A 16,957-nucleotide genomic window follows, 5' to 3' on the forward strand; every position below is an offset into this window, starting at 1 on the left:
ACCTGTAGAGCGGTAGGTCTTGTAATCTTTTCGTGATATCGCCATGCCGTACGGTCCTGCTGGCAGGTGTGAGCGGAAGGAGTGCCGGGCGATGGCCAGAGCGAAGAGCGAGGAGCGGCGTGGCGAGATCGTCCGCGCGGCGGTCGAGGTGATCGCCGAACGCGGCTACCGGGGCGCCTCCCTGGGATCCGTCGCCGAACGCGTGGGCCTGACCCAGCAGGGCCTGCTGCACTACTTCCCCACCAAGGAGGCCCTGCTCGTCGCGGTCCTGGAGGAGCGCGACCGCTGGGACACCGGGGGCGGCTCGCGCACCGCGGCCGGGACCTGGCGCCTGGACCTGCTGGAGTCGCTGGTGGAGTACAACGCCATGCGCCCCGGCATCGTGCAGACCTTCTCCGCACTGCTCGGCGAGAGCGTCACCGACGGCCACCCGGCCCGCGAGTTCTTCACCGACCGGTACGCGCAGGTGCGCGCCGAGATGGCCGCGCTGCTGCGCACCGAGTTCGGCGACCGGCTCCCCTCCGGCCTCACCCCGGAGCAGGCCGCTCCGCTGCTGACGGCGGTGATGGACGGCCTCCAGTACCAGTGGCTGCTCGCCCCGGAATCGGTGGACATGCCCGCCGCGTTCCGCTCGTTCATCACCCTGCTGAGGGGCCCCGGCGCATAGCGGCGCCGCCCGACCGGGCATCCTTTCCCCGAACTTCGAGCGGGGGGACACGAGATGGAGTCACGAGAGCCGGCCGGGCACGGGGCCGGGACGCAGGATCAGCCAGGGGAACACGCGCAGCCGGAGAAGAAGGTCGCCTGGTCGGAGCTGTTCTTCGACCTGGTGCTCGTCTTCGCCGTCACCCAGGTCTCCGCCCTCCTGCACCACGACCACGGCTGGGCCGGCACCGGCCGCGCCCTGATCGTCTTCGTGCCCGTCTACTGGGTGTGGGTGGGCAACACCGTCCACGCCAACACCCACGACGCGGACCGGCCGCTGAACCGGATCGCCCTCTTCGCGGCCGGGCTGTGCGGCCTGCTGATGGCCCTGGCCCTGCCCGAGGCCTTCGGTGACCGCGGACTCCTCCTCGCCGGCGCCTACTTCTGCGCCCGCCTGGTGCTCGCCGCCCTCGCCCACGGCCGCAGCCGGCGCCTGAGGCTCACCCCGGTGACCCTGTCGGTGCTGATCAGCGGACCGCTGCTGCTGGCCGGAGCCTTCCTCGACGGCGGGCTCCGGGTCGGTCTGTGGGCCCTGGCCGCCGCCGTGGACCTGGCCGCGCCCCGGCTGACGCGCGCCAACATGGTCCGGCTGAACTTCGACTCGGGCCACCTCGCCGAACGGTTCGGCCTGTTCGTGATGATCGCGCTGGGCGAGTCGATCGTCGCCGTCGGCGCGCCCGTGGCCACCTCCCCCGAGCTCGACGCGGGCTCGCTGACGGCCGTCGCCGTGGCCTTCGTGCTCGTCTGCAGCCTGTGGTGGGTGTACTTCCACCTGGCCGCCGGAGCCGTCCGGCACGGGCTGGAGACCGCCGCCGTACGCGCGGACGTGGCCCGGCAGGTCCTGTCGTACGGGCACCTCTCGCTGATCGCCTCGGTCATCGCGGTGGCCGTCGGCATGGCCGAGGCCGTCGCCCACCCCGGGGCCCGGCTCCCGCTCGGCGTCGCCGCCCTGCTGTACGGCGGCTGCGCCCTCTTCCTGGCCACCTTCGGCTACACCCGCTGGCACCTGTTCCACGCCTGGTCGGTGACCCGGCTGGCGGCCGCCGCGGCCGTGCTGGTCCTGCTGCCGGTGGCCGCGCTGCTGCCCTCCCTCGGGGCGCTCGCGCTGCTGACCCTCCTGGTCACCGCCCTGAACCTGGTGGAGCTGGGCCTGGTGCGCCGCCGCGGCCGGCTTCCCGGAGGCCGGGAGGAGGAGGCCCCGGAGGCGTTGGCATCCTGAGGGCATGAAGATCGCCGCCGCCCAGCTGACCTGCGTCCCCGCCGACGTCACCGCCAACTCCGCCAGTGCCGCAGCCCTCGCCGCCCGGGCCCGCGGGCAGGGCGCGGAGCTGGTGGTGTTCCCGGAGTTCACACTCACCGGGTACGAACTGGAGCACCTCGCCGCCGACCCCGGCCTGTGGCTGGCCGACGCCGAGGACCCCCGCCTGGACGGGCTGCGCTCCGCCGGCCTCGCCGTGGCGGTCAACGCCGCCCTGCGCACCGACGGGCCGCTGCCCGCCATCGCGACGCTGGTCTACGACGCGGACGGCCGCCACGTGACGACGTACGCGAAGCAGCACCTCTACCGGCACGAACAGGGCGCCTTCACGGCGGGCACCGCCGACGGCCGCTTCGAGCTCGGCGGCATCCGCTTCTCGCTGGGGGTCTGCTTCGACAACCACTTCCCGGAACTGGCCCGCCGGGCCGCCGCCGACGGCTGCACGGTGCACCTGGCCAGCTCCCTGTACGGCACGGGCGACGGGATCACCGAGCGGGCGACCGTGCACCCCGGGCTCGCCGAGGAACACGGTCTGTACGTGGTCCTCGCCAACCACGTCGGCCCGGCGGGCCCCTGGACGGGCTGCGGCGGCTCGGCCGTATGGGCCCCGGGCGGCGCGCTGCTGGCCGAGGCCGACGACCGCGGCCCGGACGTGGTCACGGTCGACGTCCCCGCGGCCTGAGCCGTTCCGGGCCCGGGTCCCGGTCCGGGTCCACGGCCAGGCCCAAGTCCCGGTCCGGGTCCGGGTCCGGGTCCGGGTCCGGGCCCGGGCCCGGGTCCCGGTCCAAGTCCCGGTCCGGGTCCGGGAGGAGGTGCTTCTTGCCCCACTCCCCCAGCGCCTCCAGAGCCCCGTTCAGCTCCTCGCCGAGCGGGGTCAGCGAGTACTCCACGCGCGGCGGCACCTCGTCGTACACCTCGCGGTGGACTATGCCGTCGGTCTCCAGCTCACGCAGCTGCGCCGCGAGCACCTTCTCCGACACCCCCGGGACCAGCCGGCGCAGCTCGCCGAAGCGGCGGCGCGGGCAGCGCTCCAGCTCCCACAAGAGGGAGACCTTCCACTTGCCGTCGATCACCGACATCGCCGCGGCGATCCCGCAGTGATCCGCCCCCGGCCTCCGTGCCACCGCCATCGCGCCCACCCCTCCCACCTGCTCGCTCACCTCGGGGTAACCACCCACTCCGAAGTGCGTACTTGAGCGCGTCACTGCCCGCCACCAGGCTAAACGGCATGACCGACACGCACGTGACGAACCGTCCGCTCACCCTGCTCGGCCTCGGCGACATGGGCACCGCCCTGGCCCGCACCTGGCTCGCCGCCGGGCACCCCCTGACCGTCTGGAACCGCACCGCCTCCAGGGCCGAGGCCCTGGAGGCCGAGGGCGCGGCAGTCGCCGCGAGCGCCGCCGAGGCCGTCGCCGCGAACACCCTCGTCGTGCTCTGCCTGCTCGACGACGCCAGCATCGGGGCCACCCTCGACGGCATCGACCTGACCGGCAAGGACCTGGTCAACCTCACCACCGGCACCCCCGCCGAGGGGCGCGCCCGGGCCGCCTGGGCCGAGGCCCGCGGAGCCCGCTTCCTGGACGCCGGGATCATGGCCACGCCCGCGATGATCGGCGTCCCCGAAGCCGGCGGTTACGTCTTCCACAGCGGTTCCCGCGCCCTCTTCGACACGCACCGGGCCACCCTGGAGGTACCGGCGGGGGCCCGCTTCGTGGGCGAGGACCCCGGCCACGCGGCCCTGCACGACGTGGCGCTGCTCAGCGCGATGTACGGGCTGTTCGCCGGGATCTCGCACGCCTACGCCCTCATCGAGGGCGAGGACATCGCCCCCGCGTCCCTCGCGCCGCTGCTGTCGGAGTGGCTGGGCGCGATGGGCTTCTTCGCCGGCAACGCCGCCGCGCGGCTGACCTCGCGGGACTTCACCACCGGGGTGGTGTCCAACCTGGCCATGCAGGTCGCCGGCAGCGGCACCCTGCTGCGCACCTCCGCCGACCAGGGGGTCAGCGCCGAGCTGCTCAGCCCGTACCTGGACCTGATGCGCGAGCGGCTGGAGGCCGACCCGGCGGCCCACGCGGGCGAGGACACCACCGGGGCGATCACCCTGCTGCGGCGGCGTTAGCCCCGGTCAGGCCTGGCCGTAGGGATTGGGGGTCTGGCCGTAGGGTGCGCCCGGGGCCTGGCCGTAGGGGTTGGCGGCCTGGCCGTAGGGCGTACCGGAACCCTGGCCGTAGGGGCCCTGCCCGTACTGCTGGCCGTGGCCGTACTGCTGGCCGTACTGGCCGTGCTGCTGGCCGTACTGCTGCCCGTACGGCCCCTGGGGCGCAGCCGGGTCCGTGCCGTACCGCTGCCCGCCGTCCCCGTCGGCCTCGTCCTCGTCCCCGCCCTCGGAGGAATCCGCGCCGACCAGCTCCCGCGCCATCAGGGTCGCCCCCGCCACCGCGCCGGGCATCAGGAACACGGCGACGAACGGGATCAGGAACGCCAGCACCAGCGGCACGCCGAAGCCCAGCGCCTGCGCCCGCCGCCCGCGCAGCAGGACCAGCTGCTCGGCCAGGTCCACCCGGCGCCGCTGGAGGGCGACGGAGGTGAGCTCCTGGGTGAGGAAGAATCCGGAGACGCAGAACCCGATCGCCGGCACCACGGTCTGCCCGAGCACCGGGATGAAGCCGAGGGCGAAGAGCAGGATCCCGTACAGCAGCACCCGCACCAGCAGCCGCACGCTGTCCCGGGCGGAGATCCACAGGTCCTCCCAGAACGAGCGCCCCGATTCGGGGACCTCGCCGCCCTCGGTCCGGTCGACCTGCTCGGAGAGGGACTCGTAGAAGGGCTGCCCGACCAGCAGGGTCACGGCGGTGAAGGTGATCACCGAGAGGAAGAGCCCGAGGGAGACGACCACGGCCGTCAGGAAGCCGCGGAAGAGCCGGAGCCAGGTCGAGGACCAGTCCGAGGCGAAGGGCGTCGCCCACTGGACGAAGTCGTCGGCCCCGTAGAGGAGGCCGACGAGCGCGGCGGCGTACAGCGCCAGCGCGACGAGGCTCGGCAGCAGGCCGAAGCCCAGCCAGCGGCCGTTCCGGAACACCCATCTCTGTCCGGCCAGCAAGTACCGGAAGCCCCCCGCAAGATCACGCATGGGGCCAGTTTATGGGCCGGGCACGGCGAAGGCCGCACCCCCTCGGGGATGCGGCCTTCACCAGGCGTGCGACGCGGTCGTACGACGTCAGGCGACGTTCAGCTCGACCGTGATGTTGCCGCGGGTGGCCTTGGAGTACGGGCAGATCTGGTCGGCCTTCTCGACCAGGTCCTTGGCCGTGGCGGCGTCCACGTTCGGGATCGAGGCCGTCAGCTTGACGATGATGCCGAAGCCCTCGTCGTTCTTGCCGATGCCGACCTCGGCGGTCACGGTGGAGCCGGTGACGTCGAGGTTCTCGTTGCGGGCGGCGACGCTGAGGGCACCCTGGAAGCAGGCGCTGTAGCCAGCGGCGAACAGCTGCTCCGGGTTGGTGCCGGCGCCGCTGCCGCCGAGCTCCTTCGGCGGGTTCACGACGACGTCGAGCTGGCCGTCGTTGGTGGCGACGCGGCCGTCACGGCCGTTCTCGGCGGTGGCGACGGCCGTGTACGCGACGTCGGTCTGCGTGATGGACATGAAGAACTTCCTCCAGATGAATCGCCGCGATGCGCGCCCACGATCGCGACGGTCGTGGAGTGAGCCTAACCCGAGAAGGAAACGATCATCTTTCCGGTGTTCTCCCCGCGCAGCATTCCGAGGAAGGCTTCGGTGGCGTTCTCGACGCCCTCGACGACCGTCTCGTCGTAGCGGAGCTCGCCGGAGGCCAGCCAGCCGGCCACGTCCTTGACGAACTGCTGCTGCAGTCCGTAGTGGTCGCCGACGAGGATGCCCTGCAGGCGCAGGCGCTTGCCGATGACCATCATCAGGTTGCGCGGGCCGGGCGCGGGCTCGGTGTCGTTGTACCCGGCGATGGCGCCGCAGAGGGTGGCGCGGCCGTGGACGTTCATGGCGGAGATGGCCGCTTCGAGGTGGTCGCCGCCGACGTTGTCGAAGTAGACGTCGACGCCGCTGGGGGCCGCCGCGGGCAGCTGCTCGGCGACGGGGGCGTTCTTGTAGTTGAAGGCGGCGTCGAAGCCGTACTTCTCCGTGAGGAGCGTCACCTTCTCGTCCGAGCCGGCGGAGCCGATCACCCGGGAAGCGCCCTTGATCTTCGCGAACTGGCCGACGAGGCTGCCGACCGCGCCCGCCGCGCCGGAGACGAAGACGGAGTCGCCCTCCTTGAAGGAGGCGACCTCGAAGAGGCCCGCGTAGGCGGTCAGACCCGGCATGCCGAGGACGCCGAGGTAGGCGGAGAGCGGGGCGAGGGAGGCGTCGACCTTGGTGGCGTGCTGCGCGTCCACATCGGCGTACTCGCGCCAGCCCAGCGGGTGCAGGACGTGGTCGCCGGCCTGGAAGCCCTCGGCGGCGGAGGCGACGACCTCGCCGACCGCACCGCCCTGCATCGGCTGGTCGAGCTCGAAGGGCGCGATGTAGGACTTGCCCTCGTTCATCCGGCCGCGCATGTAGGGGTCCACCGACATGTGGAGGTTGCGGACCAGGATCCGGCCGGGGGCGGGCTCCGCGGAGACGGGTACCTCGCGCAGGGCGAAGTCCTCGGCCACGGGCCAGCCCTGCGGACGGCGGACGAGGTGCCACTCGCGGCTGACGGCGGGGATCTGAGACATGAGGGGCTCCTGAGGAACGAAGATTTACTTCAGAACGTGAAACAACCATGCGCCTGGATATTTCATGTTGTCAAGTAAACGGGTACCCTGGAGCCATGCCCAGTCGTCGCGCAGATCCAGTGACCGTCGAGGTCGTCGAGCTCATCGGCGATGTCGTGGCCCGCTACCACATGGAGTACGAGGAGGCGGCCGGCCGCCACCAGCTCACCGGCGCCCAGGCCAAGGTGCTGAACCTGCTGTCCCTGGAGCCGCTGCCCATGCGGCGCATAGCGCAGAAGCTGCGCTGCGAGCCCTCGAACGTGACCGGCATCATCGACCGGCTGGAGACCCGCGGCCTGGTCGAACGCCGCCCGGACCCGGCCGACCGCCGGGTGAAGCTGGCCGCCCCCACCGAGGAGGGCGTCGAGACCGCGGAGCGGCTGCGCGAGTCCCTGGACTTCGCGCGCGAGCCGCTGGCCGGGCTCTCCGAGGAGGAGCGCACGGCGCTGCGCGACCTGCTCAGGCGGATGCTGGCCTGAGCCCGGGGGGCCGGCTCAGGCCACACCGGCTCAGGCCACACCGGCTCAGGCCGGGCCGCCCCCGGTCGGGGCAGGCCGGGCCGGGTCGGGCCGGATCAGCAGAAGATCCAGAAGACGCAGGTGTCGGCCGGATCGGGCTCCGTCTTGCCCGGCTTGGTCTTCGTCGGGGACGGCTTCACCGTGCCCGTGGGGGCCGGCGCGGGCTGCCCCGGCCTGGACGACTGTACGGACGTCCCGCTGCTGGAACCTTTCTGCGAGGGCGTGGCCGCCGAGGCGGAGGCGCTCCCGCTCGCCGAAGGCGTCGCCGACCCGCTCGGGCTCCCGCTGGGCCGGGCCGTCTTCGACACCCCGCCGGAGGCCTTCGGCAGGACCGCCGGCACGGAGGGTCCCGCCACGCTCGGCAGCGCGTCCGGCTGCTTGGGCCCGCCGTCGGTCAGCACCACCTTGTCGGCCCGGTCGACGCCCTCGTCGTCGCCGACGATCCGGGCCACGGCTATCGAGCCCCCGGTCGCGAGCACCAGCCCCAGCCCGAGCGCGAGCACGCCCCGGCCCCGTCTGCGGCGGGTGGCGGCCCGCTTGCGGGTGCCCGCGCGGCCCTCGTGGGGGCCCGACAGCACGACGAGCGAATCGGCGAACACCTCGGCCAGCGCGGGCTGCGGCTCGGGGCCCGGGGCCGGCGCGCTGGGCGCGGCGACCACCAGGTGCTCGGCCGGGGTTCCGCACCCGGCGCAGGCGAGCGCGCCGTTGAGGTGCCTCTGACAGGCGGGGCAGAAGTAGTTCATGGCGCCCACAAACTATGCGGTCCCCGGCAACATAAGCATTCCGGGATCGTAAGGATCCTGTGTGGAATCGTTACGTCCATGACAGCGACCCCGAATCCGGGACGGCCGGGAGCCTTCGGTCCGGCCGCCTTCCAGCTGGTGCTGCTGCGCAGGATGGCGGACTTCCAGCCCGGCCTCGCCGAGGAGGCCCGGCTGCGCCTGGGCGCCTCGCTCGCGGAGCAGCGGGAAGCCAACCGGCGCTGGCAGGCCATGGTCCGCTCGCCCCGCTCCCGCGGGGCCCTGGCGCGCTACCGGTCGGTGCTGGGCCCGCCGGAGTCCGCGGAGCGGCGCAGCATCGGGGACCTGGAGTGCGAGGCCCTGCTGTGGCCGGTGCCGCTGTGGCCGGAGCTGCGGTTCGAGGTGCTGGCCGCGCCGGACGGGGCGGTGTGGAACGAGTGGCTGGTCCGGGCCCCGGGCGCGCGGGGGCCCGTACTGGAGACGGCCGGGGACCTGCTGCCCTGGTCGGCGACGGTGGACGAGGTGGCCCGGGCCTTCGCGCCGGCGCGGCCGATGGAGGGCACGGCGCCGACGCGCTGGCGCCTAGCGTTCACCGCGTCGGGCCGGCCGCTGGTCGCGGAGTTCACGTACGGGCTGCTCCAGCGGGTGGAGCCGGGCTGATCCGGAAGAGACCGCGCCGCGACCCTGTGGACCTTTCCGGGCACGGCACTAGCTGCGCAGGAAGGCCCGGACTGCGGCCGAGGTGGCGTCGTCGCCGAGCAGGTCGTTGTGCTTCAGGCAGCCGACCGGCGTGTTGAGGGCTCCCGCGAGCGGGACGCTGCTGTCGGGGTTGACCACCTCGTCGCACTCCGACCAGAAGGTGGCGTACGTGACCGCGCCCGGCGTCTCGTCGCCCGCGGCCAGGTTCTTCGCCACGTACGAGCCCGGGGTCATGTCCCGGCACGCCTGGTCCCACAGGGCGCAGGCCCAGGCGGTGGACGTGCCGTGGTTGGGGCCGGCCAGGGAGACCCAGTGGTCCACGGCCGCCGTGCCGCCGCCGTACTTGACGTACCAGCGGCTGACGAGCGATCCGAAGGAGTGCCCCACGATGTCCACGCGCGCGGCGCCGGTCTGCTGCCGCACCTGGTCGACGTAGGCGGCGAGGCGGCCGGAGAGCACCTCGTTGACGGACTGGTGGGTGTCGTAGCCGAACGAGAAGAGCTGGGAGTCGGCGTACCCGTCGGCCCTCAGGTCCTCGCGCAGGGACCCCCAGACCCCCGGGTCGGCGTTGTAGCCGTGCACGAAGACCACCGGATTGCGGGCGGCGGGCGTGTCGGCCGCCCGTTGGGCGGCCGCCTGGGCGGGAAAGGGCGCCAGGAGGGCCAGGCAGAGGGTCAGGAACGCCAGGATTCTCTGGCGGGGCGTCAGCATCGGGTCCCCTTTACCTTGTTACGGGTGAGTAGCGCGGATGGTCCGCGCATGCTGCTGCCTGTCGGTACAGAAATCCACCCCCGTGCAGCACCCCTCACCCGTACGACACACCCCACCCGGAGCATTCCAACGGGCGATATGTCCTATTTATCCGAGAAGATGTGGAGTGCGATCGGCAGCCGCCGGTCTCATCCTTCGTCAGCGCTCTCGGGAGGATCTGCCGTGACCGTCAGTCTTGAGCAGTTGCGCCGCTGCCACGTCGCCGTCGACCTGGGAGCCGCGAGGACCCGCGTCTACGTCAAGGGAGCCGGACTGGTCGTCGACGAGCCCAGCGTCGCCGCGGTCAACACCCGCACCGGCGCCCTCATCGCCGTCGGCACCTTCGCCGAACGGATGACCGGACGCACACCCGACTACATCCGCGTCGCACGCCCCGTCTCCGGCGGCACCGTCGTCGACATCGAGATGGCCCAGCGGATGCTGCGTCACCTGCTCGGCGAGAAGCTGCGCCGCGCCCTGCGCCGCAAGCCCCGGCTGCGCGCCGCCTGCTGCACCCCGCACGACGCCGACCCGCTCGCCCAGCGGGCGGCCGTGGAGACCATGGTCGGGCTCGGCGCCCGGCGCGTCGAACTCGTCGACACCCTGATCGCGGCGGCCGTCGGCTGCGGCCTGCCCGTGGAACAGCCGACCGCGACCATGATCATGGTGTGCGGCGCGGCGGCCACCCAGATCGCGGTGCTCTCCCTCGGCTCGATCGTCACCGCCGAGCGCATCCCCGTCGGCGGCGAGGCCATCGACCACGCCGTCGTCCAGCACCTGCGCCACGCCCACGAGCTGATGCTGCCGAGCCAGGCCGTACGCCCCCTCCAGCTGGCCCTGCACGGCAACGGCATCACCCCCGAGGGCCCCGCCTCCACCCTGATCCACGGCCGCGACGTGGCCACCGGACTCGCCCGCTCCGTCCACGTGGACACCGCCGCCGTCCGGGACGCCATCCACACCCCGCTGACGGCCGTCCTCGACGGCATCGGCAAGGTGCTGCGGGACTGCCCGCCCGACCTGGTCGCCGACCTGACGGACCGGGGGATCATGATGGTGGGTGGCAGCGCCCTGCTGCCGGGCCTCGACCAGATGCTGAGGGACTCCACCGGAATGCCCGTGGCCATCGCCGAACGGCCAGACGTGTGCGCCGTGCTGGGTCTCGGCGCGATGCTGGAAGGAAAAATCGCCCCCATGGTCCTCAACCCGCTGGCCGGATGACCCTGGACGGACCCGCCGGAGCCGCCGGAGCCGCCGGAGCCGACGACTCCACCGGACCCGGCGGGGCCGGTGCGCCATCGAGCCTCCCGGTACTGCTGGAGGCGGTGCTCAGCGTCGGCTCCGAACTGGAGCTGCACACCACCCTCCAGCACGTCGTGGACTCCGCCACCGACCTGTGCGGGGCCCGGTACGGAGCGCTCGGGGTCGTCGACCCCGAGCGCTCCCGGCTGACCCAGCTGTTCACCTCCGGCATGACCGAGGCCGAACGGGCCGCGATCCCCCGCCTCCCCGACGGCCGCACAGGCGTGCTCGGAGCCCTGATCAGCGACCCCCGGCCACTGCTGCTGGACGACCTGACGAAGGACCCCCGCTCGGCCGGCTTCCCGCCCGGCCACCCGCCCATGCGCAGCTTCCTCGGCGTGCCGATCCGGGTGCACACCGAGGTCTTCGGGAACCTCTACCTCACCGAGAAGCGCGGCGGCGGCCCCTTCACGGACGAGGACCTCGCGCTGATGCGCGTACTGGCCTCGCAGGCCGGGATAGCGATCGGCAACGCCCGGCTGTACGAGACCGCGCGCCGGCGGGAGCGCTGGATCGAGGGCGCCGCCGCCGTCACCACCACCCTGCTGGCGGGACGGCCCGCGGCGGACGCCCTGATGTGCGTGGCCGAACGCGCCCGGCTGCTCGCCGACGCGGCCGCGGGCGTCGTCCTCCAGCCCACCCCGGAGGGCGGCATGGAGATCGTCGCCGCCTCCACCCACGGGGACCCCGGCGACCTGGTCGGCACCGCCATCGCGCCCGGCTCGCCGGTTCTGGAACAACTGCTGGGCGGGGAACCCGTCTTCATAGAAGACTCCGCGACCGACCCCCGGATGACCACCCACGTCCGGGAACGCTTCGGGCCGAGCATGATGCTGCCGCTGCAGAGCGGCGGACAGCTGATCGGCACCCTCGCCCTGCCCCGGGCCCGGGGCGGACCGCCGTACGACGCGGTGGACCGGCTGCTGGCCTCCCAGTTCGCCTCCCAGGCCGCACTGGCCCTCGTCCTCGCGGACGCGCAGCACGACCGCGAGCAGCTCGCCGTCTACGAGGACCGCGACCGCATCGCGCGCGACCTGCACGACCTCGTGGTGCAGCGGCTGTTCGCGACGGAGATGATGCTGGAGAGCACGCGGCGGCGCTCGGCCAACGCGGCCGCGGGCGACGAGGTCGGCGGCGACGAGGTCGGGGAGGAACTGGGCCGGGCCGTGGACGAGCTGGACTCCACCATCCAGGAGGTCCGCACGGCCATCTTCGCCCTCCAGCAACCCCCGAGCGACGCCCCCACCACCTTCCGGGGCCGGGTGCTGCGCGAAACGGGCGGAGCCGCCGTCCTGCTCGGCTTCCAGCCGTCGGTGCACTTCGCGGGCGCGGTCGACGCCCTGCTCCCGGACCCGGTCACCACGGCCCTGCTGTCCACCCTGCGCAGCGCCCTGGCGGCGGCCCACCGCCGCAGCGAGGTCACCTCGATAGAGGTGGAGGTCGACGCCACCCCCTCCCGCGTCCGCCTCACGGTCTCCGACGACGGCCGCACGGAGACGGGAACCCAGGGCACGACGGTGGTGTGGGAGGCGGAGCTGTAGGGGGTACGCGGCCTGCGGCGCGGGCCCGCTATCTCCCCCTCGAGGGGTGGGGGCCGGGCTGCCCACCCGCCCCCGGGTGCGGGTGGGTGGGTGTGGGGGGGGCCTTGCGGGGCGGTCTCACAGCCGGTTTGGGGGTTTCCCGTCAGTCCCATCGTCCTTCCGGTTCGGGCCGGCCTGTCAAGGGCGCTCCCTTCGGTCGCGTCACTTCGTGATCGCCTTCGGCGACCCTTGACCGACCGACCCGCCCCGGAAAGCCGAAAGACTGCCGGGAACCCCCCAAAAGAACGGCACGGTCCAAAGGGGGAGGGACGGGTCCGTCAGGGATGAGGCGAGGGGCCGGGCGTCGGCAGGCCGGGCATCCGGGCCCTCAAGAGCCGAGATTCCGGGCCAGGGGCGCGACTAGGCGCACGAGAGGCTGATCAGAGCGACCTGCGGAGCACCCAGGCGCGCCAGATCGCTACGCGCTTCTCATTTATCAGCGTCCGGCCACCGTCTGTGACTGATACCCGCACCAGAGGACGAACAGAGCAGCGCGGGGAGCGGATGGGCGCGCCAGATCGCTACGCGCTTTTCCCATCTCGGCGGCCGGCGGCCGTCTTGGGCTGGTCATAGGCCACACAGGAGACCAACTCACCCCTTTTGCACCCATTTCTGAGGCCGTGGCGAGGGTGGAAGGCCACCTGTCGGAGTCTGCGGTTGAAAAGGACACTCTCAGACTCCGACAAGCCGTCAAAGGCCCTGCGAGAGGCACCATTCACCCCTCGAAAGCACCCGATGATCCCTTTCTCACCCATCCCGGCCCCAGACGGCCGTCCGACGCCGAGACGGGAGAAGCGCGTAGCGATCTCACGCGCCCAACAGCTCCCCGCGCTGCCCTGATCAACCTCTGGTGCGGGTATCAGCCACGGACGGTCGCCGGACGCCGAGATGACAGGAGCGCGTAGCGATCTGGCGCGTCTGGGGGCTCCGGAGGTCGCTCTGATCAGCCTCTCGTGCGCCTAGGCGCGCCCCCGGCCCCGAATCCGGCATCCACGGGCCCGGATGCCCGGCCGGCCAACGCCCGGCCCCGCCGCCTCATCGCTGACGGACCCGCTCCTCCTCTCCTGCCCCGTGACCGTTCTTTTGGGGGGTTCCCGGCAGTCTTTCGGCTTTCCGGGGCGGGTCGGTCGGTCAAGGGTGGCCGAAGGCCATCACGAAGTGACGCGACCGAAGGGAGCGCCCTTGAGGGACCGGCACGACACGGAAGGACGATGGGACTGACGGGAAACCCCCCAAGCCTCCCTGAGACCGTTCAAGGAGATCCGGCCCCCGGCCCCCCGGCCCGCGGACAGGGAGGCGGGTGAGCAGCCACCGCCCCGCCCCCACCCCCTCGAGGGGGAGATAGCGGGCCCGCGCCGCAGGGCCCGCGTCGGCGGCGGTGGATGGCCCCGCGAGCGGGTGCCGCCTAGGGTGGCCGGGTGACGACCCGCCTCTCGGCCCGTGCCGCCATCGCCGCCCTCATCGACCCCGACTCGTTCGCCGAACTCCCCGCCCCGCGCGCGGAGTCGCCCGCCGACGGGCCCATCGGCTGGGCCGGCTACGACGCCTCCCGGGCCCGGGCCGCCGCGCGGACCGGCGAGCCGGAGTCCGTGGTCATCGGCACCGCCCTCGTCGGCGGCCGGCCGGCCACCGTGATCTCCTTCGAGTTCGGCTTCCTCGGCGGCTCCCTCGGGCAGCGCACCGGAGACCGGCTCGAAGCCGCGTACACGCACGCTCGGGAGCAGCGGCTGCCGCTGGTGTCCCTGATCGCGACCGGCGGCTCGCGGATGCAGGAGGGGATGCTCGCGCTGACCCAGCTCCAGCGGGTGGCGCGGCAGTGCGTGCTCACCCGGGCCGCCGGGCTGCCGCAGATCGCGGTGCTGCGCGACCCCACCACCGGCGGCGGGTGGGCCACCCTCGGGGCGGGGGCCGATGTCGTGCTGGCGCTGCCCGGGGCGCAGGTCGGCTTCGCCGGGTCCCGGGTGCGGCCGGCGGACGCCGATCCGGCGGCGTACACCGCCGAGGGGCAGTACGGGGCCGGGCACGTCGACGCGGTCGTACCCGCGGCGGAGCTGCCGGGGACCGTGGCGGACTGGCTGCGGGTGCTGGCCGCGCCCCGGGCCGCCGACCCCGTCGAGCCCCCGGCCGCGCTGGCCGCCGTAACGCCCCCCGGGACCGGCTGGGACGCCGTCCGGCAGGCCCGGCACCCGGACCGCCCGCGGGCGGAGGCGTACCTGGACGCGTACTTCGAGCTGCGCCTGCCGCTGCGCGGGGACCGGGCCGGGGCCGCCGACCCCGGGATGCTGTGCGGGTTCGGGCTGCGCGAGGGGCGGGCGGTCGCGTACGCCGCCCAGTGCGGCACCGCGACCCGTCCGGCGGGCTACCGTACGGCGGCCCGGGTGATCCGGCTCGCGGACCGGTTCGGGATCCCGGTGCTCACCCTGGTGGACACCCCGGGCGCGGCCAACGACGCGGCCGCCGAGCACGCCGGTGCCGGCCCGGCGATCGCCGACACGTTCGCGGCGCTGGCGGAGGCCTCCGTACCGGTGACCACCCTGCTGATCGGGGAGGGCGGCTCCGGCGGGGCGCTGGCCCTGGCCGCGCCCGGGAACACCTGGGTCACCCCGGACAGCTACTTCTCGGTGATCGCCCCGGAGCTGGCGGCGGCCATCCTCAAGCGTCCCGCCGAGGAGGCGCCCGCCACGGCTGACCAGTTGCGCATCCGGCCGCAGGACCTGGTCGCGCTGGGCGTGGCCCGGGGAATCGTTCCTCCCTTGCGCTGATCCCGCCCGCTGATCCCGCCCGCTGATCTCACCCACTGAACGCCGCTTCCCGCCGCCGGAGTTGGGGACGTACGCTCCGCCGCATGTCACAGCCCGTGCAGCTCGTCGTCCTGATCACCACCCTCCCCGGCCGGGGCCCGGAGCAGGTCGAGGCGTACCAACGCCTCGCGCCGGTCGTCCGGGCCGAGGAGGGCTGCCTGCGCTACGACCTGCACCGGGTGAGCGGCGACCCCGACCGCTTCGTCCTCATCGAGCGGTGGGCGTCGCAGGCGGCTCTGGCCGCTCACGACGCCGCCCCGCACATGGCCGAGTCCGACGCCGCCTGTGCCGGGTTCCGGGCGGGCCCGGCGGAGGTGATCCGGCTGGCGGCCGATCCGCTCGCCTGACGCGGTCAGCCGAAGCGGCGGGCCGCAGTCCGGGGCCCTCGCCGGCGTTGCCGTCTTCGAGGTGTCGCTCGCCCCGAGCGGGTCGGCGAGGTGCAGCCCGTCCGTGATCGCGAACCCGCTACGCCTGTGGCGAGCGGGCGTCGTAGCGGGCGAACGCGCGCCACCGCGCGGCGAGGGCGCACAGCACGAGTACGCACGCCAGCCCGCCGCCCGTGACGGCCACCGTCGGAGAGGCCAGGTCGGCGACCGAGCCGGCGAGGAAGTCGCCCAGGCGGGGTCCGCCCGCGACGACCACGATGAAGACGCCCTGCAGGCGCCCCCGCATCGCGTCCGGCGTGGCCGCCTGGAGCATCGTGCTGCGGAACACCATCGAGATGGTGTCGGCGCAGCCGGCCACGGCCAGGAAGACCAGCCCCAGCCAGAGGTTCCGCGTCAGGCCGAAGACGGCGATGGCCAGCCCCCACGCCCCGACGGAGAGCAGGATCGCCAGCCCGTGCCGCCGGATCCGGCCCTGCCAGCCGGAGAACAGCCCGCCCAGCAGCGCTCCCACCGCGGGGGCTGCCACCAGCAGGCCGACGGTCTTGGCGTCACCGCCGTACCAGAGCACGGCGACGGCCGGGAACAGCGCCTTCGGGTGCGCCAGCACCATGGCGGCCATGTCGGAGAAGAAGGTCATCCGGACGTTCGGCCGGGTGCCGAGGAAGCGCAGGCCGTCGAGGACCGAGGCCCGCCCGCCCTTGCCGCCCTCCGGCAGCATCGAGGGCAGCCGCCACATGGCGTACAGAGCCGCGACGAAGGTCACCGCGTCGATCAGGTACGCCGCCTGGTAGCCCCACCAGCCGACGATCACGCCGCCCAGCACCGGACCCAGCATCGTCCCGGAGGTCATGGTGACGGAGCTCAGCGCGTTGGCGGCGGGCAGCTGCTCGGGCGGCAGCAGTTTCGGGATCATGGCCGAGCGGGCGGGTCCGTTCAGCGCCCCGCAGACGGCCTGGAGGGCGACGACGGTGTAGAGCAGCCAGACCCGGTGGTAGTCGAGGAGGGCTGCGGCGGCCAGGCCGACGGAGAGGACGGTGAGGCCGGTCTGGCTGTAGAGGCCGAGCTTGCGCCGGTCGACACTGTCGGCGATGGCTCCGCCGTACAGCCCGAAGGCGACGAGCGGGACGAGCGAGAACAGTCCGACGAGGCCGACGGAGAAGTTGGAGCCGGTGATCTCGTAGACCTGGAGCGAGATCGCGAGGGCGGTCATCGCCTGGCCCATCGAGGAGATGGTGCCGCCCACCCACAGCCGCCGGTAGTCGGCGGAGGTGCGCAGCGGGGTCAGGTCGGCGAATATGCGTCGCTTCGGTCGGGGAGGGGAGGCGGTTCCGGTCACACGGGATGGTAACCAGGCCCTGCTGGGGCGGCTCTGGAGACCGGGGAGCGTTCACCCACCCGCAACGCCCTCACCACGCGGACCCGGGGCCCCAGGCAGGGACCGGCCT

General features: G+C 73.3%; 16 protein-coding genes and 1 pseudogene. 10 read left to right on the plus strand and 7 right to left on the minus strand.

The features are described 5' to 3' along the window. Positions 1–91 precede the first annotated feature (91 nt). Genes ACZ518_RS18510 through ACZ518_RS18520 form a run of 3 tightly spaced genes read left to right on the plus strand, consistent with a single transcriptional unit; the run spans position 92 to position 2,645 of the window. Positions 92–667: a TetR/AcrR family transcriptional regulator gene (locus ACZ518_RS18510; protein WP_469114067.1), complete on the plus strand. Its 576-nt coding sequence runs from the start codon at positions 92–94 to the stop codon at positions 665–667. A gap of 54 nt (positions 668–721) precedes the next feature. Beyond that, the gene (locus tag ACZ518_RS18515; RefSeq protein ID WP_469114068.1) at positions 722–1,924 is read left to right on the plus strand and encodes a low temperature requirement protein A; all 1,203 of its coding nucleotides are present in this window, start codon (positions 722–724) and stop codon (positions 1,922–1,924) included. Between the two features lie 4 nt (positions 1,925–1,928). Next, positions 1,929–2,645: a carbon-nitrogen hydrolase family protein gene (locus ACZ518_RS18520; RefSeq protein ID WP_469114069.1), complete on the plus strand. Its 717-nt coding sequence runs from the start codon at positions 1,929–1,931 to the stop codon at positions 2,643–2,645. Here ACZ518_RS18520 and ACZ518_RS18525 read toward each other — a convergent pair. Continuing rightward, positions 2,620–3,123 (minus strand): winged helix-turn-helix transcriptional regulator, encoded by a 504-nt coding sequence (locus tag ACZ518_RS18525; RefSeq protein ID WP_469114070.1) that lies wholly within the window; start codon positions 3,121–3,123, stop codon positions 2,620–2,622. The two genes, ACZ518_RS18520 and ACZ518_RS18525, sit on opposite strands and share 26 nt — an antisense overlap. Positions 3,124–3,191: 68 nt before the next feature. On the opposite strand from ACZ518_RS18525, the gene ACZ518_RS18530 reads away from it, so the two are divergent. Further along, positions 3,192–4,085 carry an imine reductase family protein gene (locus ACZ518_RS18530; protein ID WP_469114071.1) on the plus strand — a complete coding sequence of 298 codons (894 nt, stop codon included), beginning with the start codon at positions 3,192–3,194 and terminating at the stop codon, positions 4,083–4,085. 186 nt (positions 4,086–4,271) lie between these two features. Here the strand turns inward: ACZ518_RS18530 and ACZ518_RS18535 are convergent. The 3 genes and pseudogenes from ACZ518_RS18535 to ACZ518_RS18545 form a co-directional block, all read right to left on the minus strand. Continuing rightward, positions 4,272–5,096 (minus strand): annotated as a pseudogene (locus ACZ518_RS18535) (EI24 domain-containing protein); the annotation flags it as partial. Positions 5,097–5,183: 87 nt separating this feature from the next. Next, positions 5,184–5,609: an organic hydroperoxide resistance protein gene (locus ACZ518_RS18540; protein ID WP_007263921.1), complete on the minus strand. Its 426-nt coding sequence runs from the start codon at positions 5,607–5,609 to the stop codon at positions 5,184–5,186. Between the two features lie 65 nt (positions 5,610–5,674). After that, positions 5,675–6,697 (minus strand): NADP-dependent oxidoreductase, encoded by a 1,023-nt coding sequence (locus tag ACZ518_RS18545; protein ID WP_469114072.1) that lies wholly within the window; start codon positions 6,695–6,697, stop codon positions 5,675–5,677. A gap of 95 nt (positions 6,698–6,792) precedes the next feature. Between ACZ518_RS18545 and ACZ518_RS18550 the strand changes: the two genes are divergently transcribed. After that, the gene (locus tag ACZ518_RS18550; RefSeq protein WP_469114073.1) at positions 6,793–7,215 is read left to right on the plus strand and encodes a MarR family winged helix-turn-helix transcriptional regulator; all 423 of its coding nucleotides are present in this window, start codon (positions 6,793–6,795) and stop codon (positions 7,213–7,215) included. Between the two features lie 95 nt (positions 7,216–7,310). On the opposite strand, the gene ACZ518_RS18555 is transcribed toward ACZ518_RS18550, so the two are convergent. Beyond that, positions 7,311–7,997: an SCO2400 family protein gene (locus tag ACZ518_RS18555; RefSeq protein ID WP_469114074.1), complete on the minus strand. Its 687-nt coding sequence runs from the start codon at positions 7,995–7,997 to the stop codon at positions 7,311–7,313. Positions 7,998–8,075: 78 nt separating this feature from the next. Between ACZ518_RS18555 and ACZ518_RS18560 the strand changes: the two genes are divergently transcribed. Further along, on the plus strand, positions 8,076–8,654 hold the full coding sequence (locus ACZ518_RS18560) for a hypothetical protein (protein WP_469114075.1): 579 nt from the start codon (positions 8,076–8,078) through the stop codon (positions 8,652–8,654). Positions 8,655–8,702: 48 nt separating this feature from the next. On the opposite strand, the gene ACZ518_RS18565 is transcribed toward ACZ518_RS18560, so the two are convergent. Beyond that, positions 8,703–9,404, minus strand: coding sequence for an esterase/lipase family protein (locus ACZ518_RS18565; protein WP_469114076.1), 702 nt, complete (start codon positions 9,402–9,404; stop codon positions 8,703–8,705). A gap of 222 nt (positions 9,405–9,626) precedes the next feature. Here ACZ518_RS18565 and ACZ518_RS18570 point away from each other — a divergent pair, with 222 nt between their 5' ends. The 4 genes from ACZ518_RS18570 (at position 9,627) to ACZ518_RS18585 (ending at position 15,473) form a co-directional block, all read left to right on the plus strand. Next, positions 9,627–10,664 (plus strand): rod shape-determining protein, encoded by a 1,038-nt coding sequence (locus ACZ518_RS18570; RefSeq protein WP_405980805.1) that lies wholly within the window; start codon positions 9,627–9,629, stop codon positions 10,662–10,664. After that, on the plus strand, positions 10,661–12,286 hold the full coding sequence (locus ACZ518_RS18575; protein WP_469114077.1) for a sensor histidine kinase: 1,626 nt from the start codon (positions 10,661–10,663) through the stop codon (positions 12,284–12,286). Before ACZ518_RS18570 ends, ACZ518_RS18575 begins: the two co-directional genes overlap by 4 nt. A gap of 1,457 nt (positions 12,287–13,743) precedes the next feature. Beyond that, positions 13,744–15,087, plus strand: a complete 1,344-nt coding sequence (locus tag ACZ518_RS18580) for a carboxyl transferase domain-containing protein (RefSeq protein WP_469114078.1) — start codon at positions 13,744–13,746, stop codon at positions 15,085–15,087. Positions 15,088–15,170: 83 nt separating this feature from the next. After that, complete coding sequence (locus ACZ518_RS18585; protein WP_469114079.1) at positions 15,171–15,473, plus strand: putative quinol monooxygenase; 303 nt, start codon at positions 15,171–15,173, stop codon at positions 15,471–15,473. Positions 15,474–15,591: 118 nt separating this feature from the next. Here ACZ518_RS18585 and ACZ518_RS18590 read toward each other — a convergent pair whose 3' ends face one another. Beyond that, positions 15,592–16,848: an MFS transporter gene (locus ACZ518_RS18590; RefSeq protein WP_469114080.1), complete on the minus strand. Its 1,257-nt coding sequence runs from the start codon at positions 16,846–16,848 to the stop codon at positions 15,592–15,594. Positions 16,849–16,957: the final 109 nt, after the last annotated feature.

It is taken from the genome of Streptomyces sp. NPDC033966 (assembly GCF_055575955.1).

What these genes read in the sequence shown, in the direction of transcription:
- ACZ518_RS18510 (WP_469114067.1), top strand. Translation starts at nt 92, where the DNA reads ATGGCCAGAGCGAAGAGCGAGGAGCGGCGTGGCGAGATCGTCCGCGCG.
- ACZ518_RS18515 (WP_469114068.1), top strand. Translation starts at nt 722, where the DNA reads ATGGAGTCACGAGAGCCGGCCGGGCACGGGGCCGGGACGCAGGATCAG.
- ACZ518_RS18520 (WP_469114069.1), top strand. Translation starts at nt 1,929, where the DNA reads ATGAAGATCGCCGCCGCCCAGCTGACCTGCGTCCCCGCCGACGTCACC.
- ACZ518_RS18530 (WP_469114071.1), top strand. Translation starts at nt 3,192, where the DNA reads ATGACCGACACGCACGTGACGAACCGTCCGCTCACCCTGCTCGGCCTC.
- ACZ518_RS18540 (WP_007263921.1), bottom strand. Translation starts at nt 5,609, where the DNA reads ATGTCCATCACGCAGACCGACGTCGCGTACACGGCCGTCGCCACCGCC.
- ACZ518_RS18545 (WP_469114072.1), bottom strand. Translation starts at nt 6,697, where the DNA reads ATGTCTCAGATCCCCGCCGTCAGCCGCGAGTGGCACCTCGTCCGCCGT.
- ACZ518_RS18550 (WP_469114073.1), top strand. Translation starts at nt 6,793, where the DNA reads ATGCCCAGTCGTCGCGCAGATCCAGTGACCGTCGAGGTCGTCGAGCTC.
- ACZ518_RS18555 (WP_469114074.1), bottom strand. Translation starts at nt 7,997, where the DNA reads ATGAACTACTTCTGCCCCGCCTGTCAGAGGCACCTCAACGGCGCGCTC.
- ACZ518_RS18560 (WP_469114075.1), top strand. Translation starts at nt 8,076, where the DNA reads ATGACAGCGACCCCGAATCCGGGACGGCCGGGAGCCTTCGGTCCGGCC.
- ACZ518_RS18565 (WP_469114076.1), bottom strand. Translation starts at nt 9,404, where the DNA reads ATGCTGACGCCCCGCCAGAGAATCCTGGCGTTCCTGACCCTCTGCCTG.
- ACZ518_RS18575 (WP_469114077.1), top strand. Translation starts at nt 10,661, where the DNA reads ATGACCCTGGACGGACCCGCCGGAGCCGCCGGAGCCGCCGGAGCCGAC.
- ACZ518_RS18585 (WP_469114079.1), top strand. Translation starts at nt 15,171, where the DNA reads ATGTCACAGCCCGTGCAGCTCGTCGTCCTGATCACCACCCTCCCCGGC.